This window comes from Streptomyces sp. CA-278952 (genome assembly GCF_028747205.1).
Taxonomy (GTDB): Bacteria; Actinomycetota; Actinomycetes; order Streptomycetales; family Streptomycetaceae; genus Streptomyces.
In genome coordinates, this window is the sequence record NZ_CP112880.1 from 3,221,849 (window position 1) to 3,246,727 (window position 24,879).

At 72.9% G+C, this 24,879-nt stretch carries 26 protein-coding genes; 14 read left to right on the forward strand and 12 right to left on the reverse strand.

The window, feature by feature from the left end; all coding sequences use genetic code 11:
* Window positions 1-105 precede the first annotated feature (105 nt).
* The 3 genes from N7925_RS14205 to N7925_RS14215 form a co-directional block, all read right to left on the reverse strand.
* Window positions 106-501 carry a PIN domain-containing protein gene (locus N7925_RS14205; protein WP_274344035.1) on the reverse strand — a complete coding sequence of 132 codons (396 nt, stop codon included), beginning with the start codon at window positions 499-501 and terminating at the stop codon, window positions 106-108.
* Entirely contained in the window at window positions 501-779 is a 279-nt protein-coding gene (locus N7925_RS14210; RefSeq protein ID WP_274344036.1) for a hypothetical protein, read from the reverse strand. The genes N7925_RS14205 and N7925_RS14210 overlap by 1 nt, the downstream gene beginning before the upstream one ends.
* A gap of 87 nt (window positions 780-866) precedes the next feature.
* Entirely contained in the window at window positions 867-2,420 is a 1,554-nt protein-coding gene (locus N7925_RS14215; RefSeq protein WP_274344037.1) for a FadD3 family acyl-CoA ligase, read from the reverse strand.
* 96 nt (window positions 2,421-2,516) lie between these two features.
* On the opposite strand from N7925_RS14215, the gene N7925_RS14220 reads away from it, so the two are divergent.
* The 3 genes from N7925_RS14220 to N7925_RS14230 are packed head-to-tail and all read left to right on the forward strand — an operon-like array spanning window position 2,517 to window position 4,906.
* Entirely contained in the window at window positions 2,517-3,665 is a 1,149-nt protein-coding gene (locus N7925_RS14220) for a lipid-transfer protein (protein WP_274344038.1), read from the forward strand.
* 4 nt (window positions 3,666-3,669) lie between these two features.
* Window positions 3,670-4,125, forward strand: coding sequence for a Zn-ribbon domain-containing OB-fold protein (locus N7925_RS14225; RefSeq protein ID WP_265599985.1), 456 nt, complete (start codon window positions 3,670-3,672; stop codon window positions 4,123-4,125).
* 4 nt (window positions 4,126-4,129) lie between these two features.
* Complete coding sequence (locus tag N7925_RS14230; protein WP_265599986.1) at window positions 4,130-4,906, forward strand: enoyl-CoA hydratase/isomerase family protein; 777 nt, start codon at window positions 4,130-4,132, stop codon at window positions 4,904-4,906.
* Window positions 4,907-4,972: 66 nt separating this feature from the next.
* Here the strand turns inward: N7925_RS14230 and N7925_RS14235 are convergent, their stop codons facing one another.
* Complete coding sequence (locus tag N7925_RS14235) at window positions 4,973-5,500, reverse strand: hypothetical protein (RefSeq protein WP_265599987.1); 528 nt, start codon at window positions 5,498-5,500, stop codon at window positions 4,973-4,975.
* A 206-nt stretch (window positions 5,501-5,706) separates the two neighbouring features.
* On the opposite strand from N7925_RS14235, the gene N7925_RS14240 reads away from it, so the two are divergent.
* Window positions 5,707-6,381: a hypothetical protein gene (locus N7925_RS14240; RefSeq protein ID WP_274344039.1), complete on the forward strand. Its 675-nt coding sequence runs from the start codon at window positions 5,707-5,709 to the stop codon at window positions 6,379-6,381.
* 502 nt (window positions 6,382-6,883) lie between these two features.
* Here N7925_RS14240 and N7925_RS14245 read toward each other — a convergent pair.
* The gene (locus N7925_RS14245; RefSeq protein WP_274344040.1) at window positions 6,884-9,307 is read right to left on the reverse strand and encodes an outer membrane protein assembly factor BamB family protein; all 2,424 of its coding nucleotides are present in this window, start codon (window positions 9,305-9,307) and stop codon (window positions 6,884-6,886) included.
* Window positions 9,308-9,705: 398 nt separating this feature from the next.
* Complete coding sequence (locus tag N7925_RS14250) at window positions 9,706-10,515, reverse strand: VOC family protein (RefSeq protein ID WP_265599990.1); 810 nt, start codon at window positions 10,513-10,515, stop codon at window positions 9,706-9,708.
* 346 nt (window positions 10,516-10,861) lie between these two features.
* Here N7925_RS14250 and N7925_RS14255 point away from each other — a divergent pair, with 346 nt between their 5' ends.
* Window positions 10,862-11,509: a TetR family transcriptional regulator gene (locus N7925_RS14255; protein ID WP_265599991.1), complete on the forward strand. Its 648-nt coding sequence runs from the start codon at window positions 10,862-10,864 to the stop codon at window positions 11,507-11,509.
* Between the two features lie 246 nt (window positions 11,510-11,755).
* On the opposite strand, the gene N7925_RS14260 is transcribed toward N7925_RS14255, so the two are convergent.
* Together N7925_RS14260 and N7925_RS14265 are read right to left on the reverse strand one after the other, a co-directional pair.
* Window positions 11,756-12,241 carry a nitroreductase/quinone reductase family protein gene (locus N7925_RS14260; RefSeq protein WP_274344041.1) on the reverse strand — a complete coding sequence of 162 codons (486 nt, stop codon included), beginning with the start codon at window positions 12,239-12,241 and terminating at the stop codon, window positions 11,756-11,758.
* Window positions 12,238-13,449, reverse strand: coding sequence for an acyl-CoA dehydrogenase family protein (locus tag N7925_RS14265; protein ID WP_265599993.1), 1,212 nt, complete (start codon window positions 13,447-13,449; stop codon window positions 12,238-12,240). Before N7925_RS14265 ends, N7925_RS14260 begins: the two co-directional genes overlap by 4 nt.
* A gap of 355 nt (window positions 13,450-13,804) precedes the next feature.
* Between N7925_RS14265 and N7925_RS14270 the strand changes: the two genes are divergently transcribed.
* Window positions 13,805-14,938, forward strand: coding sequence for a thiolase C-terminal domain-containing protein (locus N7925_RS14270; protein WP_274346466.1), 1,134 nt, complete (start codon window positions 13,805-13,807; stop codon window positions 14,936-14,938).
* A 40-nt stretch (window positions 14,939-14,978) separates the two neighbouring features.
* Here N7925_RS14270 and N7925_RS14275 read toward each other — a convergent pair whose 3' ends face one another.
* A complete protein-coding gene (locus N7925_RS14275) occupies window positions 14,979-15,599 on the reverse strand; it encodes a hypothetical protein (protein ID WP_274344042.1) in 621 nt (206 codons plus the stop codon).
* Window positions 15,600-15,717: 118 nt separating this feature from the next.
* Here N7925_RS14275 and N7925_RS14280 point away from each other — a divergent pair, with 118 nt between their 5' ends.
* The 5 genes from N7925_RS14280 (at window position 15,718) to N7925_RS14300 (ending at window position 18,764) form a co-directional block, all read left to right on the forward strand.
* Window positions 15,718-16,398: a pyridoxine/pyridoxamine 5'-phosphate oxidase gene (locus N7925_RS14280; RefSeq protein ID WP_265599995.1), complete on the forward strand. Its 681-nt coding sequence runs from the start codon at window positions 15,718-15,720 to the stop codon at window positions 16,396-16,398.
* A gap of 154 nt (window positions 16,399-16,552) precedes the next feature.
* On the forward strand, window positions 16,553-17,461 hold the full coding sequence (gene htpX, locus N7925_RS14285; protein ID WP_265599996.1) for a zinc metalloprotease HtpX: 909 nt from the start codon (window positions 16,553-16,555) through the stop codon (window positions 17,459-17,461).
* Between the two features lie 21 nt (window positions 17,462-17,482).
* Complete coding sequence (gene pspAB, locus N7925_RS14290) at window positions 17,483-18,076, forward strand: PspA-associated protein PspAB (RefSeq protein WP_265599997.1); 594 nt, start codon at window positions 17,483-17,485, stop codon at window positions 18,074-18,076.
* A gap of 62 nt (window positions 18,077-18,138) precedes the next feature.
* The gene (locus N7925_RS14295; RefSeq protein WP_265599998.1) at window positions 18,139-18,438 is read left to right on the forward strand and encodes a hypothetical protein; all 300 of its coding nucleotides are present in this window, start codon (window positions 18,139-18,141) and stop codon (window positions 18,436-18,438) included.
* 5 nt (window positions 18,439-18,443) lie between these two features.
* The gene (locus tag N7925_RS14300) at window positions 18,444-18,764 is read left to right on the forward strand and encodes a type II toxin-antitoxin system PemK/MazF family toxin (protein ID WP_265599999.1); all 321 of its coding nucleotides are present in this window, start codon (window positions 18,444-18,446) and stop codon (window positions 18,762-18,764) included.
* 14 nt (window positions 18,765-18,778) lie between these two features.
* Here the strand turns inward: N7925_RS14300 and N7925_RS14305 are convergent, their stop codons facing one another.
* The 3 genes from N7925_RS14305 to N7925_RS14315 all read right to left on the reverse strand — a co-directional run bounded on the left by N7925_RS14305 (window position 18,779) and on the right by N7925_RS14315 (window position 19,986).
* Window positions 18,779-19,033 (reverse strand): DUF397 domain-containing protein, encoded by a 255-nt coding sequence (locus tag N7925_RS14305; protein ID WP_265600000.1) that lies wholly within the window; start codon window positions 19,031-19,033, stop codon window positions 18,779-18,781.
* A 69-nt stretch (window positions 19,034-19,102) separates the two neighbouring features.
* Entirely contained in the window at window positions 19,103-19,537 is a 435-nt protein-coding gene (locus N7925_RS14310; protein ID WP_265600001.1) for a Zn-ribbon domain-containing OB-fold protein, read from the reverse strand.
* Window positions 19,534-19,986, reverse strand: a complete 453-nt coding sequence (locus N7925_RS14315) for a DoxX family protein (protein WP_265600002.1) — start codon at window positions 19,984-19,986, stop codon at window positions 19,534-19,536. The genes N7925_RS14310 and N7925_RS14315 overlap by 4 nt, the downstream gene beginning before the upstream one ends.
* Before the next feature lie 254 nt (window positions 19,987-20,240).
* Here N7925_RS14315 and N7925_RS14320 point away from each other — a divergent pair, with 254 nt between their 5' ends.
* The 3 genes from N7925_RS14320 (at window position 20,241) to N7925_RS14330 (ending at window position 24,852) form a co-directional block, all read left to right on the forward strand.
* Entirely contained in the window at window positions 20,241-22,109 is a 1,869-nt protein-coding gene (locus tag N7925_RS14320; protein ID WP_274344043.1) for an NAD(P)/FAD-dependent oxidoreductase, read from the forward strand.
* Between the two features lie 14 nt (window positions 22,110-22,123).
* Complete coding sequence (locus N7925_RS14325) at window positions 22,124-22,963, forward strand: class I SAM-dependent methyltransferase (RefSeq protein ID WP_265600004.1); 840 nt, start codon at window positions 22,124-22,126, stop codon at window positions 22,961-22,963.
* 143 nt (window positions 22,964-23,106) lie between these two features.
* Window positions 23,107-24,852 carry a hypothetical protein gene (locus N7925_RS14330; protein ID WP_274344044.1) on the forward strand — a complete coding sequence of 582 codons (1,746 nt, stop codon included), beginning with the start codon at window positions 23,107-23,109 and terminating at the stop codon, window positions 24,850-24,852.
* Window positions 24,853-24,879: the final 27 nt, after the last annotated feature.

Genomic DNA, 24,879 nt, shown 5'->3' on the forward strand with positions numbered 1-24,879 from the left:
GCGGTGGCACCGAGGGGGAGCCACCGCGGCCGCGGTACGGGGGAATGGCGAGGGGCCCGAGTCGGGGGAAGCGCTCGGGCCCTTCCCGCATGTCCGGGGGCGTGCCTACAGGCCCCGCAGCTGGACCCTCGGCCGGCACAGCTTCCGCAGGTCGTCCACGTCGGACGCGAAGAGCGCCGTCCGGCCCGGCTGCCGGTTCGCGATCGCGGCGAGGGCGGCGTCGATGGCGTACTTGTGGCCGTGCAGTCCGGCCTCGCGCAGGAGGCGGATCGCCTCGTCGGCGAGGTCCTTGGTGACGGGTTCGACGACCACCCGTGCCATCGCCCAGTTCCACGCCGGCATGCGGATCTTGCCGTGATACGCCTCGATGAGCGTCATGGAACTGGTCACCACCCGGATGCCCGACTGGTGGGCTTTGGTCAGGATGCCCGTGAACGTGCGATCCCGCAGCGCGATCCTGGACAGCGCCTCACTGTCCAGGACGAAGCACATGTCTTTCATCAGGCGGCAGCCGCCTGATCGCCACGGCCGTCGGCTTCCCGCTCCTCGAACCACCGCTCGATGTCGCGCAGCTCCGCGGCGGCCGCGGCCTGCTCCTCCTCGGTGAGCGGGCCGTCCTTCTCCTGCATCCAGGCGACCAGCTCCCCCAGCCGGTCATGCTCCCGCTGCCGCTCTATGGCCCGCGTGACATACGCGCTGAACGCGCCGGGGCCCACCTCGCTGCGGATCTCCTCCGCCAGCTCCTCCGGCAGGGTGACCGTGTATTTCTTGGTTGCCATACCCTCGACCATACCGCCACGAGGGTCGCGACGCCCTCCTCGTTCATCCCATGCAGCGCATCCGAACGAACGTCCCCGACCCGGGGTCTACCGCCCCCGCAGCTCCCCCTTCACCACCTTGCCGCTCGCGTTGCGCGGCAGCTCCGGGACGAATTCCACCGCCCTCGGCACCTTGAAGTTGGCCATCTCGCGGCGGGACCAGGCGATCAGGTCGTCCGCGGTGAGCGTCGCGCCCCGGCGGCGGACCGCGTAGGCCTTGCCGACCTCGCCGAGCCTCGGGTCCGGGACGCCGATGACCGCGACGTCGGCCACGTCCGGGTGGAGGCCGAGGAGCTGCTCTATCTCGGCCGGGTAGGCGTTGAAGCCGCCCACGATGAACATGTCCTTGATCCGGTCCGTGATCCGCAGGTTCCCCGCCGCGTCCAGGACGCCCACGTCGCCGGTGCGGAGCCAGCCGTCCTCGGTCATCGTGGCGGCCGTCGTGTCCGGGTCCTCGAAGTAGCCGCCCATCACGTGGAAGCCGCGGACCTGGACCTCGCCCGGAGCGCCCGGTTCCGCCAGGACGCGGAGCTCGGTGCCGGGGATCGCGCGGCCCGACGTGGTGGCCACGATCTCCGGCGCGTCGCCCCGGCGGCACATGGTGACGATGCCGCTCGCCTCGGAGAGGCCGTACGCCGTGAGGACCGTCGCGATGTGGAGTTCCTCGCGCAGGCGCTCCACCAGTTGGAGGGGGACCACCGCCGCGCCGGTGACGACCAGGCGGAGGGCCGAGAGGTCGTGGGCGTCGCGTGCCGGGTGGTCCAGGAGCGACTGGTGGAGGGTCGGCGGGCCGGGCAGGACCGAGATCCGCTCCGCCGCGATGTTCGCCAGCACCGTGTCCACGTTGAACACCGGCTGCGGCACCATCGTGGCCCCCCGCATCAGACAGGCGATGATCCCCGCCTTGTAGCCGAAGGTGTGGAAGAAGGGGTTGACGATGAGGTAGCGGTCGCCTTCGCGCAGGCCCGCCAGGTCGCTCCAGATCGCGTACGCCCGCAGCGTCTGCGCATGGGTGATCACCGCGCCCTTCGGGCGGCCCGTGGTGCCGGAGGTGTAGACGATGTCGGAGGGGTCCGAGGGGGCGATGCCGGCAGCCCGTTCCCGTACGGCGGAGGGCGGGACGCTCTCCCCCGCCGCCAGGAAGTCCGGCCAGCTCGTGTAGTCCTCGGGGGCCGTGTCCGCGAGGACCACGACCCGCTCCAGGTCCGGCAGCGCCATGTCCGCCCGCCGCAGCGACGCCACGTACGAGGTGCCCAGGAACGTGCCGGTGACGAACAGCAGCCTCGCCCGGCTGCGGCGCAGGATGTACGCCGCCTCCGCGCCCTTGAAGCGGGTGTTCAGCGGGACCAGCACCGCGCCGGCCGTCACCGCCCCGAGCGCGGAGACGATCCAGTCCAGGGTGTTCGGGGCCCAGATCGCGACCCGGTCCCCCCGCTCCACACCGGAGGCGAGGCACGCGGCCGCGGCCCGCTCCACCCGCTCGCCGAGCTCGGCGTACGAGAGCCGGTTACGGCCGTCGGCCACCGCCTCGGCGGAGCCGTACCGCCGCGCCGCCGACCGCACCAGCTCCGGGATGCTGCCCCATTCCTCGTCGCCCCGCATCACGCGCCCTCCTGCCGCCGCACTAGCTGACTATCCGTCAGATTAGCGGTAGCCTCTGCCGCTGTCAGCAGGGGCGACGGTGCGGGAGGTCAGCGGATGGCAACGCTCAAGGACGCGACGGCGATAGCCGGGATCGGGCAGACGGCGTTCGCGAAACGGCTCCCCGAGCCGGAGAAGACCCTCGCCTGCCGGGCGATCCTGGCGGCCCTCGACGACGCGGGCATCGCCCCCGCCGAGGTCGACGGCTTCGCCTCGTACACGATGGAGGAGACCGACGAGGTGGAGGTCGCCAAGGCGATCGGCGCCGGCGACGTCACCTTCTTCTCCAAGGTCGGCTACGGCGGCGGCGGTTCCTGCGCCACGCTCGCCCACCTCGCCGCCGCCGTCGCCACCGGACAGGCGAGCGTCGGCGTGGCCTGGCGGTCACGCAAGCGCGGCTCCGGGCCCCGGCCGTGGAAGAACACGGCCGTCCAGCTCCCCACGCCCGCCCAGTGGACCCGTCCCTACGGGCTGCTGAGGCCCGCCGACGAGATCGGCATGCTGGCCCGGCGCTACATGCACGAGTACGGGGCCACCCGCGACCACCTCTTCAACGTGGCGCTCGCCTGCCGCAACCGGGCCAACCAGAACCCGGCCGCGATCATGTACGACCGCCCGCTGACCCGCGAGATGTACATGACCTCCCGCTGGATCAGTGAACCCCTCTGCCTCTTCGACAACTGCCTGGAGACCGACGGGGCGTTGGCCTGCGTGATCGTCTCCGCCGAACGCGCCCGCGACTGCCGGCAGAAGCCCGTCTACCTCCACTCCGTCGCCCAGGGGCTGCCCGCCCAGCACCACGGGATGGTCAACTACTGGAACGACGACCCGCTGACCGGGCCCGCCTGGACCGCCGCCCGACAGCTCTGGAAACAGGCGGACTTCGGGCCCGACGACGTCGATGTGGCCCAGATCTACGACGCGTTCACCCCGCTCGTCCCGCTCTCCCTGGAGGGCTACGGCTTCTGCGGGCGCGGCGAGGGCGGCGCGTTCACCGAGGGTGGGGCCCTGGAGAGCGGCGGACGGCTGCCCATCAACACCGGGGGCGGCGGCCTCAGCGAGGCGTACGTCCACGGCTTCAACCTCATCACCGAGGGCGTGAAACAACTGCGCGGCACCTCCACCGCCCAGATTCCCGACGCCGCCACCTGCCTGGTCACCGCCGGTGAGGGCGTTCCGACATCGGCCGTACTGCTGAGGAGTTGAGGACATGGCCGTGAACGATTCCCTCCTGCTGCCCGTCGCCGACGAGGACGGCGCACCCTTCTGGGAGTACGCCGCGCGCGGCGAACTGCGCGTCCAGGCCTGCGCCTCCCCCGCCTGCGGCGAACCGCGCTTCCCGCCCCGGCCCTGCTGCCCGCACTGCGGGTCGTTCGAGAGCGAGTGGCGGGAGATGAGCGGGCGCGGCCGACTCTGGTCGTACGTGATCCCTCATCCGCCGCTGCTCCCCGCCTACGCCGAACAGGCCCCGTACAACGCGGTGTTGGTCGAGCTGGCGGAAACCCCGCACATCCGGCTGGCCGGGAACGTCGTCGCCGCCCCGGACGCTCCGCTGAACTCGGTCGACCCGGCGCGGCTGCGGATCGGGGCTCCGGTGCGGGCAGCGTTCTGCCCGGCGGGGCCCGGCGGTGGCGTCACGCTCGTCCGCTGGCTCCTGGAGGGGTGAGCGGATGGCCCTGCGCATCGAGCGGGACGAGGGGACGGGGGTCGCGCTCGTCACCCTGGACCGACCGGCGAGACTCAACGCGATCGACCTGGAGACGGCCGAGGAACTGGCCGCGCTGTGGCGGGAGTTGCGGTACGACGAGTCGGTGCGGGCGACCGTCCTCACCGGGGCCGGGACGCGTGCCTTCTGTACGGGGATCGACCGGGGCGTCACCGTCCCGCAGCCCCCGTCCCCGTACGCCCTCGACGACCCCCTCCTGCGGATCGGCCCCAAGGCGAACGACCTGTGGAAGCCCGTGGTCGCGGCGGTGGAGGGGATGGCCTGCGGCGGGGCGTTCTATCTGCTGGGCGAGGCGGAGTTCGTGGTCGCGTCCCGGGAGGCGACGTTCTTCGACCCGCACACGACGTACGGGATGGTCTCGGCGTACGAAGCGATTGCCATGGCCCAGCGGATGCCGTTCGGGGAGGTCGCCCGGATGTCCCTGATGGGCACGGCGGAACGGCTGAGCGCCGGGCGGGCGTACGCGATCGGGCTGGTCAGCGAGGTGACGGAGCCGGGCGGCGCGGTGGCGGCGGCGCTGCGGTCGGCGACGGTCATCGCCCGCTACCCGACGGAGGCGGTGCAGGGCACGGTCCGGGCGGTGTGGTCCGCGAAGGAGGCGGCCAGGGCCCAGGCGATGTCCCAGGCTCCGGCGCTGATCGCCCTGGGCAATCTGCCCCCGGATCGGCAGGCGGAGCTGTTCGAGGGGCGGGGCGGGGGTGGGGAGCCCCGGGTGCGGTGAGCATCCGAGGGGGCCCGGGCACGACGAGCCCTGTCCGTCCGTCCCATCCGCGCGAGGTACCCGGCCTCAGAGGACCTCGACGGTCACTTCGCAGCCCTTGACCTTGGACACCTTGCGGGGACTCTCCATACGCAGGGTGTAGGTGCGGACCTCGCCGCCGTCGAGGTTCACGGTGGTCTCGGCGGTGTCCATGGTGTTGCCGAGGCCGTCGACGAACCGCACGTCGATCTCGTACGCCTGCGAGCCCGGCTCGTTCGCCCGCAGCTCGATCAGCGACGAGGTGACCGCCTTGCGCTTGCCCTTGCGGGGCTGGGCGCAGCGGATGATCCGGTAGGCGGGGGCGTCGGACGCGGTGGGCGTCGGGGTTCCGTAGGAGCCGGACGAGCCGGAGGACGAGGAGTCGTCGTCGTAGTCCTCGTCGAAGTCGTTGTCCCGGTAGCCGTTGTTGCTCTTCTTCGAGCTGGAGCAACCGCCGCCCGAGCTGCTGCTCTTGCCGCTCTTGCCCTTGCCGCCGCTGGAAGAGGTGGAGAACCCGGTGAGCGCGAGCACCACCACGACCAGGACCGCCGCGAGTTTCGTCTGTCGCCGCATCATGGATGCAGCCCCCCTTGAGTTTCGTTGCCGTTGGCACGTCGCGCCGATGGCGTGCGTCGTCACCCTCAGCATGCCGCACGCGACCCCATGTCCAAGTCATGACCCTGTCACGGTCCCGTCATCGTCCGCATGGCGGGGGTGATCGCCCCGGCGTAGCGTCGGCTGCGGGGGTGCGTGTTCGCAGGACGACGCCCTGGAGGCTGACGATGATCCGCAATGTCCTCGGCTCCGTCGTCGCCCTGGCCGGGGCGGCCTCGGCCGTGCTGAGCCCGTTCCGCGACTGGTACGCCGGGCGGGCGGGGCAGGACTACCGGGTGGAGGACCTCTTCGGAGGCATCACCGCCGCGGAGTCGGGGGTGCTGGTCTCGATGCTGCTGCCGTTCCTCGGCGCGGCGCTGTTGGTGATCGTGGGCGTGGTGCTCCGCTCGCGGCTCGTGGTCGCCCTCGCGGGTCTGGTGGTGCTGGGCTTCACGATCCTGTGGATGGTCCGCCAGGGGCAGGCCGCGGGGTCGCTGGTGGTGGCCGGGGACGGGTCCGGGCTCCAGGTGGGGGTGGTGAACGCCTTGGCGGGCGGGCTGCTGATGCTGATCGGGGCGCTGCTGATGAGTGGGCGGGGCCGGCGGGGCCGGCGGGAGCGGCGAGAGCGGGAGCCGGTGGAGCCGTCTGCCGCGCCGGGGCCGGATCAGGTGGATACCTGGCCGCCGACGCAGGAGCCGGGGATGTCCGTGCAGACGTCGCCGTGGCCGGAGCCGGAGGTGGACCCGTACACGGGGCCCGACCCGCATGACCCCCGTACGCGGTCCTCTCCGAAGGCCCCGTCGGCGGAGGCCGACCCCCGCGACCCGGTACATCCGCCGCACCGGCCGCCGCAACAGGATTGACGGCCACCCCTCCGAGGATTCCGTCCTCAAGCGCCGGACGGGCTGGATCACCGCAGAGCCGACGCCCTTCCGGACGAGGGTTCCGTCCTCAAGCGCCGGACGGGCTGGAACACCGCAGAGCCGACGCCCCCCGGACGAGGCTTCCGTCCTCAAACGCCGGACGGGCTGGGTGAGCGCCAGGCCGACTGGCTGCGCGCCGGACCAGCTGGAACACCGCAGGGCCCACGCCCCCCGGACCAGGCTTCCGTCCTCAAACGCCGGACGGGCTGGGTGAGCGCCAGGCCGACTGGCTGGGCGCCGGACCAGCTGGAACACCGCAGGGCCCACGCCCCCCGGACCAGGCTTCCGTCCTCAAACGCCGGACGGGCTGGGTGAGCGCCAGGCCGACTGGGTGCGCGCCGGACCAGCTGGGTGGGTGGTGCGGACCAGCTGGGTGGGTGGTGCGGACCAGCTGGGTGGGTGGTGCGGACCAGCTGGGTGGGTGCTGCGGACAGAACCCCGGTCAGGCCCGGGCCCTGCTCCCCGTGCCCGTGCCCTTCAGTGCGTCCAGCGCGTACACGCAGCGGTCCTTGCTGCAGGCGTAGACCACGCCCGCCTGCGCCACGGGCGACCCCGTGATCTCGCCGCCCGTCGCGAGCTTCCAGCGCAGCTGGCCGCCTGCCGCGTCCAGGGTGTAGAGCACGTGGTCCGCCGAGCCGAAGTGGACCCGGCCGTCCGCCACCACCGGGGAGCCCACCACCTCGCCGCCCGCCGCGAAGCGCCACTTCGGCGTGCCGGTGACCGCGTCCAGGGTGTACAGCGCGCTGCCGCTGCCGACGTGCACGTTGCCCACCGCGACCAGCACCGGTTCGATGGAGGAGCGGGCCTCCGTGGCGATCCGCCAGCGGTCCTTGCCGGTCGTCGCGTCCAGCGCGTACACCGTGCCGAGGTAGTCCGCGAGGTACACCCCGCCGCCGGTCACCGCCGGGCCCGGCGCGAACGCCGGCGGGGAGAGGAAGACCGCGGGGGCCTCGAAGTGCCAGCGCACCCGGCCGGAGCCGGTCTCCACCGCCAGCACCCGGGTGCCCGCCGCGATGTAGACGTAGCCGTCGGGGGCCGGGGTGACCCGGACGGGGACGCCGCCGCAGGAGGCCGCGTCGCCGATCGGGTACGACCAGCGCTCGATGCCCGTACGGGCGTCCAGCGCGCGCAGCCGCGCGTCCTGCCAGACGTACACCGTGCCGTCGTGGATGACCGGGCCGGCCTCCGCCGTCTCGAAGTCGCTCTGCGCACCGGTGACTTCCCACAGCTTCTCGCCGTTGGAGGCCTCCCAGCCCTGGACGCCGCCGCCCCGGGTCGCGGTCAGGACCGTGCCCCGGTCGGCCTTGAGGGCGTACACCCAGGCGTCGGTCGCCAGCCGCCACTGCTCGGCGCCGGTCGTGGCGTCCAGCGCGTACAGCGAGGGGCCGTCCGAGGCGTGGATCCTGCCGCCCTCGACGGCCATCGCCCAGGCCACGTCCCGGGTCTTGAACTGGCGCCGGCCGTTGCCCACGTCCAGCGCGTGGACCTCGAAGGACGTCACGTAAAGCAGGTCGCCGGAGACGACGGGCGTGCCCCACACGTCGTTGGACATGCGGAAGCGCCAGGGCCGCCAGCGGTCGGGAACGGGTGCCGCGCCGTCCGGGGAGGCCGCCGGGGCCGGGACGGGTGCGGTGGGGGCCGTGACCGCCGACGAACCGTTCACTCCGGCGGGCGGCCGGACCCAGCCGGTCGCGGCGGCCGGGTGCGCGGCGGCGGCCCCGCGCCCCTCCCCCGCACGCGGACCGGGACCGATCGGCACCTTGGCGCCGGGCAGCTGGACGGGCCCGCCGTCGGGAGCTGCGGAAGGGCCCGCGGCCGGGCCGGGCCCGCCGGACAGCGGCGAGGGCGAGGACAGCGGGGAGGGCGAGCGCAGATCCGCCCCGCTGCGCCAGGCCGTGTCCCGCTCCGGAGCCCTGGGGGGCTGGTGCGGGGGTGGCGGGGGCACGGCCGGGGCGGGCGGCGCGGTGCGCCCGCCGCCCCTGCGCCGCTCGATCATCGCGGTGGCCACGGACGGCAGCCAGGCCGAGGCCGTGCCGCTGTCGTCGCTGCCGGAGGCGAAGAGGTGCGGGGCGAGCTGGGCCTGGAGGTCGGCGGGGCTCGGCCGCTGGGTGGCGTCCATCCGCATGCAGGACTCGATCAGCGGCCGCAGGTCGTCGGGCAGCCCCTCGGTGTCGGGGCCCTCCCTCAGCAGCATGAACACCGTCTCGACCGGGTTGGCCCCGTGGAAGGGGGCGTGCCCGGTGGCGGCGAAGACGAGCGTGGAGCCCAGCGAGAAGATGTCGCTGGCCCCGGTGACGCTGCGGGAGTCCCGGGCCTGCTCGGGCGACATGTACGCGGGCGTGCCGACGGCGACGTTCGTCATGGTCAGCCGGGTGTTGGAGACGCCGGACGCGATCCCGAAGTCGATCACCCGGGGGCCGTCCTCGACGACGAGGACGTTGGACGGCTTCAGGTCGCGGTGGACGAGGCCCGCACCGTGGATGGACTGGAGGGCCTCGGCGATGCCGGCGGCCAGCCAGCGCACCGCCTGGGTCGGCATGGGACCGCACTCGTTCACTATCTCTTCGAGCGAGGGCGCGGGCACATAGGCGGTGGCGAGCCAGGGCACGGCGGCCCGCGGGTCGGCGTCGACCACGGCGGCGGTGTAGAACCCGCTGACCGCGCGGGCGGCCTCGACCTCGCGGGTGAAGCGGACCCGGAAGAGCTGGTCCTCGGCGAGCTCGGTCCGCACCGTCTTGATCGCCACCCGCCGGCCGGACGCCGACCGCGCGAGATAGACCAGCCCCATGCCGCCGGCCCCGAGCCGTCCCAGCACCTCGAACGGGCCGATCCGTCTCGGGTCGTGCTGCGTCAGCTGCTCCACCACTTGCCTGCCACCTCCCCGTAGACGGACCTCGGCGACGAAGTCCGCGAATTACCGCCCGGTCGAATCCCGCACTGCGCAGCTCGCCCTGTGCAGGGTCTCACCACTGGGCATCACCTGGCGGTACGCACCCCGATTCTTCCTGGCCCGGGCCCCGGTTGCGAACCCGGGGGCGGATGGGGATGTCTCATGCCACTTCGGGCGGTATCCCCCACACCGGGGGTGCGGAGAGGGGGCGGGGGTGCGGAAGCCGAGGTTGCGAAGGTGCGGAAGCCAGGGGTACGCGGGCGCGTAAGCGGGGGTTACGAGGGCGCGCAAAGCCGGGGTTACGAGGGGTGCGCAAAGCCGGGGTTACGAGGGGTGCGCAAAGCCGGGGTTACGAGGGGTGCGGAAGCCAAGGGTTACGGACGCGGCTCGGCGGGCTCCAGCACGGCGAAGGCGGCCCCCTGGTCGTCGTGCAGCACGGTCATCCGCCCGGAGGGGATGTCGAAGGGTGGCTGGGTCACCCGGCCACCGAGCTGTACGGCGAGTTCGGCGGCGGCGTCGCAGTCGGCGACGGCGAAGTAGACGAGGAAGTAGCTCGGCATCTCGGCCGGGAACGCGTCCGTGATGACGCTGCGGCCGCCGACAGCGGTGTCCGGGCCGGGTTCGGCGGCCTCGGGGGACCACATCCGGAAGTCGACCAGCGCCTCGGAGTCGCCGGAGATGTCGTGGCCCGCCTCGTCCAGGTCGGTGCCGTGGAAGCCGAAGACCTTCTCGTAGAAGGGGTCCACCTTGTCCGGTTGCCGGGTGTAGACCTCGGTCCAGCAGAAGGAGGCGGGTTCGTTCTGTTTCTCGAAGCCCGCGCGCTCCTCCGGCTGCCAGAGTCCGAAGACGGCGCCCCCGGGGTCGGCCGCCTGCGCCACGATTCCGGCGCGCCCCGCCCGTACGGGGTCGGTGATGATCTGGCCGCCGTGCTCGCGGATCGCGGCGACGGTGGCCCGGATGTCGTCGGTGGCGAAGTAGACGCCCCAGGCCGTGGGCATCCGGCCGTCCTTCTTCGCGGCGAGGGCGGCGACGAGGCGGCCGTCGCTGAGCGCGTCCGCGAAGGGCATGCCGTCGCCGGCCCGGAAGGTCCAGCCGAAGAGCCCACCGTAGAAGCGCTTGCCCGCTTCGAGGTCGGAGAGCTGCACGTCCGCCCAGCACGGCGCGGAATGCGCGAATGCGGCCATGGGACCGGGTCCTTCCGTAGCAGTGACGCCCGTCACAGTCAACGTAACGTCGCGTCCGGCCCCGCGCGCCCCGGAGGCACCTAAAGGGAACTTTTGACCGATTGATGAAGGCGCGCTCACCATGTGGACGGAAGTTGTCCACCGAAGTTGTCCACAGGCTGTTGATAACATTTACTCCGGCCGCGCCCCTGAGACCTCGCCCTGACCGCGCTCCGGGCTCCGGCGCCTCTCGCACGGCGGCCGAAAACCGCCGCTCGCCGCCCCCGCGCACCCCGCCGGTCCTGCGGCGTTCCCCATTTGCAGTCGGCCGAATCGCGCTCCCATCACCCCTCGGTAAGCTGACGGCATGACAGGACAAGTACGTACCGTCGACGGCCGCGTGGCCGGTCGACGCGGTCAGGCGACGCGGCAGAAGCTGCTCGACTGCCTCAGCGAGATGCTCAGCTCCTCGCCGTACCGGGACGTCAAAGTCATCGACGTCGCCCGGAAGGCCGGGACTTCACCCGCGACTTTCTACCAGTACTTCCCCGACGTGGAGGGCGCCGTCCTCGAAATCGCCGAGGAGGTGGCCAAGGAGGGCGCCGGACTGACCGAACTGGTCGCCGGACGCTCCTGGGTCGGCAAGGCCGGCTGGACCACCGCCGAGCAACTCGTCGAGGGATTCCTCGATTTCTGGCGGCACAACGACGCGATCCTCCGCGTGATCGACCTCGGAGCGGCCGAGGGGGACAAGCGGTTCTACAAGATCCGTATGAAGATCCTGAACTCGGTCACCAACTCCCTCACGGATTCCGTGAAGGAGCTCCAGAGCAAGGGCAAGATCGACAAGGACGTCAGTCCGGCGGCGATGGCGGGCTCCCTGGTGGCGATGCTGGCCGCGGTCGCCTCGCACCAGAAGGGTTTCACCACCTGGGGTGTGAAGCAGGCCGAACTGCGGCCCAATCTCGCCCTGTTGGTGCATCTCGGCATCACCGGCAAGAAGCCGACGAAGTAAGCGGTCCGGGGCGCGGGAGGCCGACCGGCCCCGGGCGCCCCATGCCACCGGGCGGGCACCCGCCCACCCGGACGCCCCCGTCCTGTCTCACCGACGGCGGACCACCCACGCGCCCCTGCGGGTGGTCCGCCGTCGGCGTTCCCGGAGGAGGGGCCGCGCCGGGGCCGCCCCGCCCCGGTCCCGGAGCAGAGGCCGCGCCGGAGACCGCTCCGCCCGCCGCTACCGACCTGCCCGCCGCTGCCGCCGCTACCGCCTCTCCAGCCGGAACAGCCGGATCTGCCGCTCCAGCCGCCGCTGGTACGCCGCGTACGGCGGCCAGAACGCGAGTGCGGCCTCCCACACCCGCTCCCGCTCCTCGCCCTCCAGCAGGCTCGCGCGCACCGGGATGTCCCGGCCGCGCCAGTTGACGACGGCCTCACCCCCGCGGGCCAGCAGATTCACGGTCCAGGCCGGGTGACCCGGGCGCCCGAAGTTGCTGCCGACCAGGATCCAGCTGCCCTCCACCTCGCCCTCCGGCATGCAGGCCAGCGGCGTGGTCCTCGGCCGACCCGTGCGCGCCCCCGGCACCGTGAGGACGAGCCCCGGCAGCATCCGGGCGCTGAGCAGCACCTTTCCCCGGGTGAGCCGGTGCACGGCCCGGTCCAGGGCGGGGACCACGTGCGGGGCGATCCGTCCGAAGGCGCGGGTCGAGGAGACCTTCTGGATCAGACGCACTCCACGGGTGGCGGTCATCGGACGCCCGCCCCGGGTGCAGCGGCGAGCGTCATCCGGTCGGGCCCGAAGAGCCCGGCCCGCCGCGCCGCGTGGTCGCGCAGCCGGTGGACCGGGCCGAAGAGCAGTTCGTCGCCCGCCGCCCGCTTCAGATACCGGTGCGCCTCGTGCTCCCAGGTGAAACCGATGCCGCCGTGCAGCTGGACGGCCTCACCGGTGGTGATCCGGGCCGCCTCCAGGGCCTGGGCCAGCGCGAGGGGCCCGGCCTCCGGGTCCCGGGCGGCGTGGTACGCGGCGGAGCGGGCCGCCTCGACGCGTACGTACAGGTCGGCGAGGCGGTGTTTGACGGCCTGGAACGAACCGACGGCCCTGCCGAACTGTTCGCGCGCCTTCACGTACTCCACGGTGCGCTCCAGGGCGCTCGCCGCCGTCCCGACCGCCTCGGCGGCGAGGATCGCGGCGGCCGTGCGTCCGGCGGCGGCGAGCGCGGCGGCCGCGTCGGCGGTGTCGTCCGCACCGAGGAGCTCGGCCGGGGTGTCGCGCAGCTCGACGCGGGCCAGCGGGCGGGTCTCGTCGAGCGCGGTGAGCCGGGTGCGTGCCAGCCCCGCCGCTCCGGCGTCGACCAGGAACAGGAGCGTACGGCTGCGCGGGTAGCCCCCGGCGTGGGCGGCGACCAGGAGCAGTCCCGCGCTGTGCCCGTCCAGGACCCGGTCCGCCTCCCCGTAGAGCCGCCGGCTCCCGCCCTCCCCGGGCCCGCGGGCCTGGATGCCGCCGGCCCGGCCGCCGCCCGCCCAGACCCCGTCGGCGTTGTCCCCGGTGAGGCCGAGGGCGGTGGCGAGCGAGCCGCCGGGGACGGCGAGGGCTGCGGTCAGGGTTCCCCCGGCGATCCGGGGCAGCAGGGCGGTCCGCTGGTCCGGGGTGCCGAGAGCGGCGATCAGAGGTGCGGCGAGGGCGGCGGTGGCGAGCAGCGGTGTGGGCAGCAGCGCGCGCCCGGTCTCCTCGCAGGCGAGGGCCAGCTCGGTGGCCGTGCACCCGGCCCCGCCGTACTCCTCCGGGACGGCGAGCCCCGGCAGCCCGAGGTCTCCGGCGAGCCTGTGCCACAGGAGCGGGTCGTAGCCCTCGGCGGTGCGGAGGGCGGCGGGGATCGCGTCGGGGCCGGCGCTCCGGGTGAGCAGTTCGCGCAGGGTGCGGCGGATCTCGTGCTGTTCCGCGGTGAAGGCGGCGTCCATCTGCGGGCTCCTTCCCCCCAGGGACCGACAGCCGACCCCTGATCTGACGAGCCGTCATATTAGGCCCGGGGTGCGGCATTTCCCAGGGTCCCGCACGCGCTTGGGCGGCGGAAGCCGTCGCGCCCGAACGGTTGCGGCGGCCACCACTATCTGATGTACCGTCAAATTCATGGCCCCAGCCCCGGCTTCTTCCGACCCGGCTTCTTCCGACCCGGCTTCCTCCGCCCCGGCTCCCTCCCCCTCCTCCTCTGCCCCGGCCTGCTCCCGCCCGGCAAGCTCCCGCCCGGCATCCGCCGCCCCGGACCGCTCCGCCCCGGCCGCCTCCCGCCGTCCGCGCAAGGTCGCCGTCGTCGGCGTGGCGCTCGCGGACTGCGGCCGGGTCGACGACGCCACTCCGTACGCCCTGCACGCCCAGGCCGCCCGCCGCGCCCTCGCCGACTCCGGACTCGACCGCTCGGTCGTCGACGGCTTCGCCTCGGCGGGGCTCGGGACGCTCGCCCCGGTGGAGGTCGCCGAGTATCTGGGGCTACGGCCCACCTGGGTCGACTCCACGGCGGTGGGCGGTGCCACCTGGGAGGTGATGGCCGCCCACGCGGCGGACGCCATCGCCGCGGGCCGGGCCCGTGCCGTGCTCCTGGTGTACGGATCGACGGCCCGGGCCGATATCAAGGCGGGCCGCCGCACGTCGAACCTGTCGTTCGGGGCGCGGGGGCCGTCGCAGTTCGAAGTACCGTACGGGCACTCGCTGATCGCCAAGTACGCGATGGCCGCCCGCCGCCACATGCACGAGTACGGCACGACGCCGGCCCAGCTCGCCGAGGTGGCGGTGACGGCACGGGCGAACGCGGCGGCGAACCCGGAGGCGATGTTCCGGGACCCGATCACGGTCGACGACGTCCTCTCCGGCCCGATGATCGCGGACCCGTTCACCAAGCTGCACTGCTGCATCCGCAGCGACGGGGGCTGCGCGGTGCTGCTGGCCGCCGAGGAGTACGTACCCGACACGGCGAAAGAACCCGTCTGGATCCTGGGAGCCGGGGAGCGCGTCTCGCACTCCACGATGTCCGAGTGGGAGGACTTCACGGTCTCGCCCGCCGCCGTCTCCGGCCGCCTGGCCTTCGAACGGGCCGGGGTGCGGCCCGCCGACATCGACCTGGCCGAGATCTACGACGCGTTCACGTACATGACGCTGGTGACCCTGGAGGACCTGGGCTTCTGCACGAAGGGCGAGGGCGGCGCGTTCGTCGAGAAGGGCCGCACCGGTCTGCGCGGCGACCTCCCGGTGAACACGGACGGCGGCGGCCTGTCCGCCTGCCACCCCGGGATGCGAGGGCTGTTCCTGCTGGTGGAGGCGGTACGGCAACTACGCGGCGAGGCCGGCGAACGCCAGGTGCGCAAGGCCGGGGGCCGCCTCCCGGAGCTGGCGGTGGCGTCGGGGACGGGCGGCTGGTTCTGCTCGTCGGGGACGGTGGTGCTGGGGCGGGGGTGAGCAGGCGCGAGCGGGTGCCGCCCACGCGATCGGGCGCCGCTCAATCGCCCCCGCGCGCCCACGGGTCCCCACCGCCGACCCGATCCTCCGTGCCGAAGAAGTCGTCCGCCTCACGGCGCATCGCCCCACCGTCCACCCGCGAGTGCCCCTTCAGGAAGGCGCCCGCGTGGGCGGCGGCTTCCTCCGGCGTCGCGTACCGGACCTCCGCGTCGGCCGCCCCCCGCGCCCCGTCCGCACCCACGCCGGTCCACCGCCAGCCGCCGGACGCGGGCTCCCGGGTCAGTTCGGCCGTTCCGCCGCACAGTTCGACGGTCCGGTTCGCCGACGATTCCGGGGCCGCCGGGCGACTGACGGCTTCGGGCCACTTCTTCCGAGCGCCCTGCCGGGTGATACCCCATACGGACCCCAGCTGTTCGTAGCTCGCGCCATACGTTCCGGCAGTGCCCGCCGCGATCGCCGTCAGCCGCTTCACCTCCGTGTCCACGACCTTCCACGCGGCCAGGACGGACAACGCCACCTCGACGGGCTCCGCCTCCCACTTGCGGTCCTCGGGCAGCCCCGACAGCCGGGAGCGGATGGCCGACGCGAGGGGGTCGAGGGCGTCGTAGAGCGCCTTGTCGAGCTCCACCTGTTCTTCCGGAGTGATCCCGAATGCAGTCATGCGACAACCATAGTTACCATTCGACGGTTCGTAAACTGTTGTTGTCGACGGTTTCGCGTGAGGCGCGGCGCCGCCCACCCCACTGCCCCTCGCGGCCGGGACCGGATGAAATGGGGGCATGAGCGAAGCCGACTCCCCTTCCCCGCACCACTTCCGCGACCTCCTGCACGCCCAGCGCGTCTGGGACACCGAGCTGCCGTCCTTCGATCCGGCGTCCGCCCCGTCCGCCCCGACTCCTCTCTTCCACGCCTGGTTCGCCGAGGCCGTCGCGGCGGGGCAGCCGGAGCCGCACGCGATGTCGCTGGCCACTGCCGACGCCGAGGGCCTCTCCGACGTACGCACGCTGCTCCTCCACGAGGCCGACGAGCGCGGCTTCCACTTCGCCACCCACGCCACCAGCGCCAAGGGGCACCAGCTCGCCGCCCGCCCGCACGCCGCCCTCGGCTTCTACTGGCCCGCGCAAGGTCGGCAGGTACGGGTCCGGGGCCCCGTCGTCCGCTGCACGCCCGCCGAGAGCCACGCCGACCTGCACGCGCGGTCCACCGGGGCGCTCGCCGCCGCGCTGACCGGCGCGCAGAGCGAGGTCGTGGGCTCCGTGTCGGAGCTGCACCGGACGGCGGACGCGGCCTGGGACCGGGCACGGGCGGAGCCGGACACGGAAGCTCCGACCTGGACCCGGTACGTGGTCGAGCCGGCCGAGGTCGAGTTCTTCCAGGGCGACGCCCGACGCCGCCACATCCGGCTGCGCTACCGGCGCCCGACAGGCGGCTCCTGGACGCGCGAGCTGCTCTGGCCGTGAGCGGCGCGGGGCCCCCGAGCCGGTCCGCCGCCGACCGGTGCGGACGGCCCCGCACCGTTCGTCCCCGACCGGTGCAGACCGCACGCTTATCCGGTTCTCACCGTAAAGGGGCACTATGGGAGGCAGGTGAGAGGTGAGCTGTTGGGAGGCACCGATGCCACGAGCCCGTTCGCGCTACGCCCCCGACCGGGGGCTGACCGGTCGCATGGTCACCACCATGTTCCTGATCGGTCTGCTCTACGTCGTCTTCGTGGGCGTGCTGCTCGCGGCCCTGCGGGGCTCCTGGCCGATCATCCTGGTCATCACGGGCGGCCTGTTCATCGCCCAGTTCTGGTTCAGCGACCGCATCGCCGCGTACGGCATGGGGGCCCGCGAGGTCACCCCCGAGCAGGCCCCCGAGCTGCACGGAACCATCGACCGGATCTGCGCGCTGGCGGACATGCCGAAGCCCAAGGTGGCCATCGCCGAGAGCGACGTACCGAACGCGTTCGCCACCGGCCGGAGCGAGAAGACGGCCCTGGTCTGCGCGACGACGGGGCTGCTGCGCAGACTGGAGCCGGAGGAGCTGGAGGGCGTCCTCGCCCACGAGATGTCGCACGTCGCGCACCGGGACGTGGCCGTCATGACGATCGCCTCGTTCCTCGGGGTGCTGGCGGGCATCATCACCCGTATCGCCCTGTGGGGCGGGTTCGCCCGCAGCAGGCCCGGCAACGACCCCGCGGGCATCCTCCTGCTGCTGATCCCGCTGATCAGCGCCGTCGTGTACGCGATCAGCTTCCTGCTGACCCGGCTGCTCTCCCGCTACCGCGAGCTGTCCGCCGACCGGGCCGCCGCCCTGCTCACCGGCCGGCCCTCCGCGCTCGCCTCCGCCCTGACGAAGGTCAGCGGGCAGATGGCCCGCATCCCGACGGAGGACCTGCGGAAGGCGGAGCCGTACAACGCGTTCTACTTCATGCCGGCGTTCTCCGCGAAGGAGTCCCTGGGCCGGCTGTTCTCGTCCCACCCGACGCTGGAGCAGCGCCTGGACCAGCTGTCCCGCATCTCCGCCGACCTGTCCCGTTGAGTGACGTGAGGAGTTACGCCCGTGGGCCTGCTCGACGTGATCCTCGGCCGGAGCAAACCCGTCCGCCCCGACCTCGACCAGCTCTTCGCCGTCCCCTCGGCCGCCCTCACCCTCCAGGCCGGCGCCGGCCTCGCCCCGACCGGCCTGGGCTCGGTGTGCTTCGCGGGCGTGGAGGGCGGTGGCTTCGCCCGGCTCCAGGAGGACGTACGCGAACTGCTGGACGCGGACACGGAGCGCGGCGGCATCCCGGTGGAGTTCAGCCGGGACGCGTACGGCTACACCTGGCTGCTCGCCCGCCACCCGGCGGACGACTCCGCCGCCCTGGTCAACGACCTGCACGCGGTGAACACGCTGCTCCAGGACGGCGGCTTCGGCCCGCACCTGCTCTGCTCGCTGATCGGTTTCCGGGACGGGGAGGGCGCGGGGAGCCGGTCGCTGGCGCTGGTCTACCTCTACAAGCGCGGCACGTTCTATCCGTTCGCCCCGCTGCCCGGCGGTGCCGAGAAGCGGGACAACCAGCTGGAGCTCCAGGTGCGGGGCGCCCTCGGGGACGACCTCCGGGTGGAGAAGGACCTGTCCCGGTGGTTCCCGGTGTGGGGCGCGCCGGGCATGTGACCTCTAATTGTGGCACTTAGTGCAGCTTGTCATGCTGCACAATCTGCTGCACACTGTGCAGCATGGCACACGCGAAGGTCCGCAAGAGTGTCCCCCTCAGCCAAGAGGATCAGGCCCACATCGAACGTCTCCGAACGGCGGGGTCACCGGAACACGAGGCCCTGGAGCACATGGCGGGTATAAGGCTGCCCGACGACGCATCCGAAGCCGAGACCCTTCATGCCCTTCTCACCGCTGGACGCATTGCGGTGACCGAGCACGCCATGCTCACCGGCTATGCCGCTCTGGCCGCCGCCCAGGACGACGAAGACGCCTCCACGCGTCGCGCGATGCGCGCTCGCAGCGCTCGACTGGAGGACTGACCCCTGTGGGCAATGCACTCACCCCCATCCGGGGACGGGTCTACATGGCTGACATCGGCAGTGGGCGCAAACCGTGGCTCGTCGTCTCCAACAACGCTCGCAACCGAGCATTGCAGGACTGCCTGGCGGTCCGGCTCACCACCAGCACGAAACCCGAGTTGCCGACCATCATCGAGCTCGGGTCGGCGGACCCACTCGTGGGACGCGTGCTCTGCGACGACGTAGCCCTGCTGTACCGCACAGACTTCGAGGAGGACCGCGGCGCGCTGTCCCCGCAGACCATGATGAAGGTCTCGGCAGGACTGCGCGCCGCACTCGCGCTGTAGACCGCCGGACGAGGTCAGCCGTTGACGGTGGTGGCGTGGCTCAGGAACGCGTTCCAGGCAGCCGGGGCGACGGCGAAGGTGGGCCCGTCGGTGACCTTGGAGTCGCGGACGTGGACGGTGTGGGGGCAGGTGGCGACCTCGACGCAGGCGCCGCCTTCGTTGTTGCTGTAACTGGACTTGCGCCAGTCGTAGGCGACTTCGATGCAGGCTTCGCCCGTATTGCCGCTGTAGCTGGACTTGAACCAGGTCAGTCCGGGTCCGTGGCTCACAGTTGTCTCACCTTCGTCTCGATGATCTCCGCCGACTTCCAGGGGTTGAGCGCCTGGGCCCGTCGGAGGTCAGCCCCGGGGCCGGAACACCGCCACCGCCTCGCCGTTCTCGCCCTCCCCGGCACCCCGGAACGTGACCGTCAGCCCCATCCCGATCCGGAGGCCGTCGTGCGCGCACTCCACGATCTCCGTCATCATCCGGGGCCCCTCGGCGAGGTCGACGACGGCCGCGACGTACGGGACGCGGGAGCCGAAGGGCGGCAGGTCGTTGCGGTGGACGACGGACCAGGTGTACAGGGTCGCCTCCCCGCTCGCGCGCTCCCACCCGACGTCCTCGCTCCAGCAGTACGGGCAGAACTCCCGCGGGTAGTGGTGGGCCCGGCCGCACCCGCCGCAGCGGCGCAGGAGCAGGTGCCCCTCCGCCGCCGCGTCCCAGTAGGGGCGAGTGAAGGCGTCCGGCTCGGGGAGGTCGAAGCGCGGGGCCCCCGCGCGCTGCGGGGTCACGGGAACAGTCCGAGGGCGGCGTCCAGGGACCAGGTCTGCCAGGCCATCGCGAACAGGGCCACCAGCGAGATCAGCGCCATCATCGCGTTCTGTCCCTGCTCGGCCCAGTCGTGGATCATCAGGACCAGGTAGAGCAGGTTGAGGAGCAGGCCGGCAACGAGGGCGACCGGGGTCAGGAACCCCGCCACCAGGCCGAGACCGAGAGCCAGTTCCGCGTAGACGACGATGTACGCCATCGCCTTCGGGCGCGGTTCGACGACCCGCCGGAAGCCCGTGCGCACCACGCCCCAGCGGTGCTTGCCCGCGACCTCCGCCGCCCAGGCGATGCCCGTGCCGCGCTCGAACCAGCCCTTCTTGTCCTTGTGCCGCCAGCTCTCCAGCCACCACAGGCCGAGGCCTATGCGCAGGACGGCGAGCCATTCCGCGCCGCTGAGCCAGATCGTCTGCATCAGGCCTCCGGAGTCAGGTTTCTGACGGTACGTCAGTTCAGCGGATTCGATGGCTTGGCGCAAGAGGGAGGAGGGGTGGCACGTGCCGGGAGCATGTGGGGGCGCCGCTCGGCGTCGGCCGCGGCACGCGGCGTGGCCGGCCCGCCGCCGGGATTCCGAGACGTAGTACGGCGTAAATCCGGCCACCGGACCCCCTCGGCGTTTCGCCGCCCGGCCGGTTGGAAACTGACCAACCAGCCTGCAGAGGAGGCCCCTTGCTGGTTCTGCTGGATCATCCAGTGCCGACCTCCGTCGAGCCGCTGCTGAACGGCGCCCACGTACTGCACCGCCCCGCACTGGGGGCTCGGCCGGGTGCCCTCCGCGGCCGGGAACTGGCTCGGACCCGGCCGGACGTCCTGCTCACCCGGTCCCTGCCCGCGGCCGCCGAGACGGCCGCCTGGGGTGCGGCGGCGGGAGAGCGTCCTCTCGTCGTGGTCCTCCTGGACCGGGCGGCCGGGCCGGGCGGTCCACGCAGGAGCGCCGCGCGCGTCCACCGCCCGTCCGCCCGCCGATTACCCGGGGCCGGACCGGCCGGATCCCGATTACGCGTGACCGCGTGCCCGTCGGCCGGGGCGGCCGAGCCCCCGGCGGACCTCTACGCACGGGCGCTCGCCACGGCCGAACGCCGTTTTCTGGCCGAGCGGGTCGGCCCGGTGCTCGCCGGGCGCCTCGGCGCCGTCCGGCAAGAAGCGGCCTCGGTCGTCCTGGTGGGCGCCGGCGTGGTGAACCTGCTGACCGGACTGCGGCTGCTCCGGGCCGGCCACCGCGTGAGCTTCTACGACAGCGGCCCCGACCCCCGGTCCGACGCGCCGTGGACGTCCTTCGGATGCAGCAGGGGCGGCGGCGACGCCCGGATGTTCACGCTCACCGAGGCCGACGGCTATTTCGGGAGCCCCGGGGGCGGGCCCCCGCCCTTCACCCAGCCGGTGAAGGACCAGGGCTGGGGCCTGGCCGACCTGGCCCGCCTCGGGCCGGCGGAGGCGGCCTGGGCCGAGGACAACGCCCGGGTGCCCGACTGGCTGGCCCGGTCCTTCACCGAGGACGTCCTGGGCTACAACCTCGCCAGCGACCGGCTGTGGCGGGAGCTCCGGCACGACGCTCCGGAGCTGTTCCACGGAGTCGGCCTGCGGGAGGGCATCCTGCGGGTCTACAGCGACCAGGACGTGCTGGAAGCCCATGTGGAGCGTCAACACTCCCTCACGGACCGGCGCTTCGAGATCCTGTCCGCCGACCGGATCAGCGCCCGCCACCCGGCGCTGGCCGCGGCGCACCGGGCAGGGGCCTTCGTCGGCGGCATCGAGGTGAACGGGTTCACCGTGCAGGTGCACCGGTTCCTCGGCGCCGTGGCCGACGCGGCCGAGCGGGCGGGTGCGGTCTTCCACTGGGGGCGGCCGGTGGACGCCCTCGTCCCGGGCGAGGGCGGCGCGCCGGACGCGATCAGCTGCCGCGACGGCGAGACGGTCCGCGCCGACCACTACGTCCTCTCCACCGGCGCCTACGGGGAGGCGCTGCTGCGCGGCACCGCCTCCGCCGGGCTGATCCACGGCATGGTCGGCGCCTGGCTCACCCTCCCCGATCCCGGCCGGGGGCTGAGGAACTCCCTGAAGATCACCAGGAGCGGGCACACGGCGGCCGACGCCAACGTCACCGTCACCGAGGGGCCGGACGGCCGCTCCTTCCTCACCGTCGGATCGGGGTACGGCTGGACGGGCGCCGACCCGGACAACGTTGATCCGACGCAGCTCGAAGCGCTCTACGCGGCGGTCGAGGACACGGCGTCCTCCTTCTTCCCCGACGCGTTCGACGCGGCCCGCCGATCCGGTCTGCTGGAGCGGAGCAGAAGGTATTGCGTGCGGCCCTGGACCGCTTCGAGCCTTCCGGTCTTCGAGACCGCGAGGACCGCCGGAGGCGGGCTCCTCCTCATCACCGGCGGTCACAACACGGGCGGATTCGCCCAGGCCCCCGTGACCGCCGAGGCGGTGGCCTCGGCCCTTCGCGGGGAAAGCCACCCGATGCACATCGACTATCACCCGAATCGACTCCGTATGTTCTACGGACAAAAGGATGCGAGGCTCCCCGCATGACGGATGCTCCCCGAATGACGGACGCACAAGCCGCGGACGACACGACGGCATGGCAGCAGCGAGGCAGTTCCTTCGGCGACGGGGTCGACGCCTACGAGACCACCCGGCCGGGATATCCCGTCGAAAGCGTCCGGTGGGTCCTGGGGACCGAGCCGCGCGACGTGCTGGACCTCGGCGCGGGCACCGGCCTGCTCACCCGGGTCCTGGCGGCCGAGGGACACCGCACCCGGGCGGTCGAGCCGGACGAGGCGATGCGCGCCCGCATCACCGCCACCGCCCCCGGGACCGAGGCCCTGGCCGGCAGCGCCGAGAACATCCCGCTGCCCGACGCCAGCCTGGACGCGGTGCTGGTCAGCCACGCCTACCACTGGTTCGACCCCGCCCCGGCCCACGCGGAGATAGCGCGCGTACTGCGCCCCGGCGGAGTCCTGGCGACCCTCTGGAACCTCCGCGACGAGGAGGTTCCCTGGTCGGCGGCGCTGTCCGGGATCCTCGCCGACGAGGACACCGGGACCGACCCGCGCACCCCCGCGGCGATCATGCTGCACGGCGCGCTGAAGGCGCTGCGCACCCAGGACGCCGAGTGGCTCACCGGCTGGCTGCGCGACCCCACGTTCGGGCCGGAGTTCGGAGCCGTCGAACAGCAATTCTTCCCGCACTCCGAGACGAAGACGATCGAGTCCCTCATCACGCTCATAAAATCACGGTCGTACTACCTGACGTCTTCTCCGGACCGCCGTCGGGAAATCGAGGAACGCATACGTGAACTCGCCACCGTGCACCCGGAACTGAAAAGCGGCAACACCTTCGAGCTACCCTACGTAACGGTGGTATTCACCACGGTCCGCAACTGACGGACCGCACCGGAACACCGGAACACCCGGAAGCCCGGAAGCCCGGAGGCCCGGAACGCATAGGAAACCTGGGATACCGGGAAACCGGAGCACGGGATACCGAGCACGGGAAACCGGAAACGTCATCGCCGAAAGGGAACACGGTGCTCTCACCCGTCGCCGCGTCCGTCTGCTCCGCACGAGACGGCGCAGAGGCACGCTGGGAAGGCTTCTTCACCGGACACCGGGTCTGGGACGGGACACGGGTCGCGGAGAGCGCCAAACGGCTCCTCGGCATGGACACCGCGGCCGTGGCGAGGGCCGCCGGCGAGGTGGTGCGGCCGTACCGGGCCCAGCCGGGCCGCACCGCCCCGTCGCTCCTGCTGCACACCACCACGCCCCTGCTCAAGGCGTTCGACGGGGACCTGGCCGCTCTGCTGAGCGGCCAGGAGCCCCACGACGTGACCACGTACGTCGAAGCCAGATCGGTGTATCTGGGCACCCCCGACGACCTCACCCTGGGCCGTACCGCGCCCTGGGCCGAGGCCGCGGCGCTCCGGGGCGTCCCCGCCGTCGACATCGGCGATCTGGACCACTACTACCTGACCCATGCCCTGCTGCTGATGGCGGAGGCCCACGAGGAGCGGGCGGACACCCCCCTGCGCCACGTCATCGACTGGCTGCGCGACCGGCCCGACGCGGTGGTCCGGCTGTACGCGTTGGACGTGGAGACACAGATCTTCCTGCTCTGGCTGCTCCGCAGGACCGGGCTGGCCGAGCTGGCCACGGACGCCAACAGCCCGGCGGTCGCCACCGAATGGAACCGGAAGAACCACATCCACCCCACGGTGGCCGCCGCCCGTGCGATGCCCGCGGCGGCGCTGGAACTGCCCCCCGAGGAGCTGCTCGCCGCCGAGCAGCGGCTCGGCCGGGCCCATCAGCGGCTGGGGCTGACCGTCCCGGTCCTGCCCGGCTACACGATCGCCCGCAGCGGCGTCGACCGGGACGCCTTCGTGGCCGGCGTGCTCGACGCGGCCGCCCTGCTCCGCACCCGGTACGGCCTGAGCCGGGCCGCGCTCAAGCCCGCCGACGCGGGCGACGGGGCGCGCATCGTGGGCAACCTGGACCTCGCCGACACCGGCCGGCTGGCCGCGGAGGCCCGGACCGCGTACGCGGTCGGGGACGATCACCTCCTGGAGGCCTGGGCCACCTTCCTCACCGTCTCCCTGGGCGGCGAGGAGGACGCGCCGGGCTCCCCGGCGGCCGGCCCCCCGGGGCCCGGCTCCCCGACCGCCCGCCGCGTCCCGGTCGTGCCGTCGGGGCACATCCGCAACGGACAGGTCGCCGAAGGGCTGACCCTCCAGATGCTGGACGGCTACTCCTGGCGGGGCAACGACTACGTCGACGAGGCCGGCTGGGCCGCTCTCGGGCTGCCCCGGGACGCCTACCGGACCGTCCGCGCCGCGCTGGAGGCCGTCCGCGCGGCTTTCCAGGGCCCGGAGAGCATCGCGGACGGCAGCCACGGCGGGCTGGTCACCGGCGGCATCGACTTCGCCGTGGGCCGGCTCGGCGGCGCGTTCGGCGACCGCCTCCTCGTCGGGGCGATCGACTTCAACCTCTCCGCGCACGGGGCCGAGAGCCTGCGCACCTTCCGGGACCGCGCCCGGGAACAGGGGATCGACGAGCCGTACGCGGCCACCCGCGTCTTCCTGCCGCCGGCGGACCGGACGCTCCACCAGCTGGCCGCGACCGCCCGGTCCATGGCCGTGCCGGGCGCCCTGCTGGAGGCGGTGGCCTGCGTACCGCGACGGTGGGGCATGGTCGCCGCGACCGGCGCCGGGCCGGCCGTCGCCGCCGCCCGGGCCGAGGCGCTGGTAGCGGCTCTGACCACCCCCGGCCCCCGCCCTTGATCAACCGGCCCCCGCCCGTGATCAATT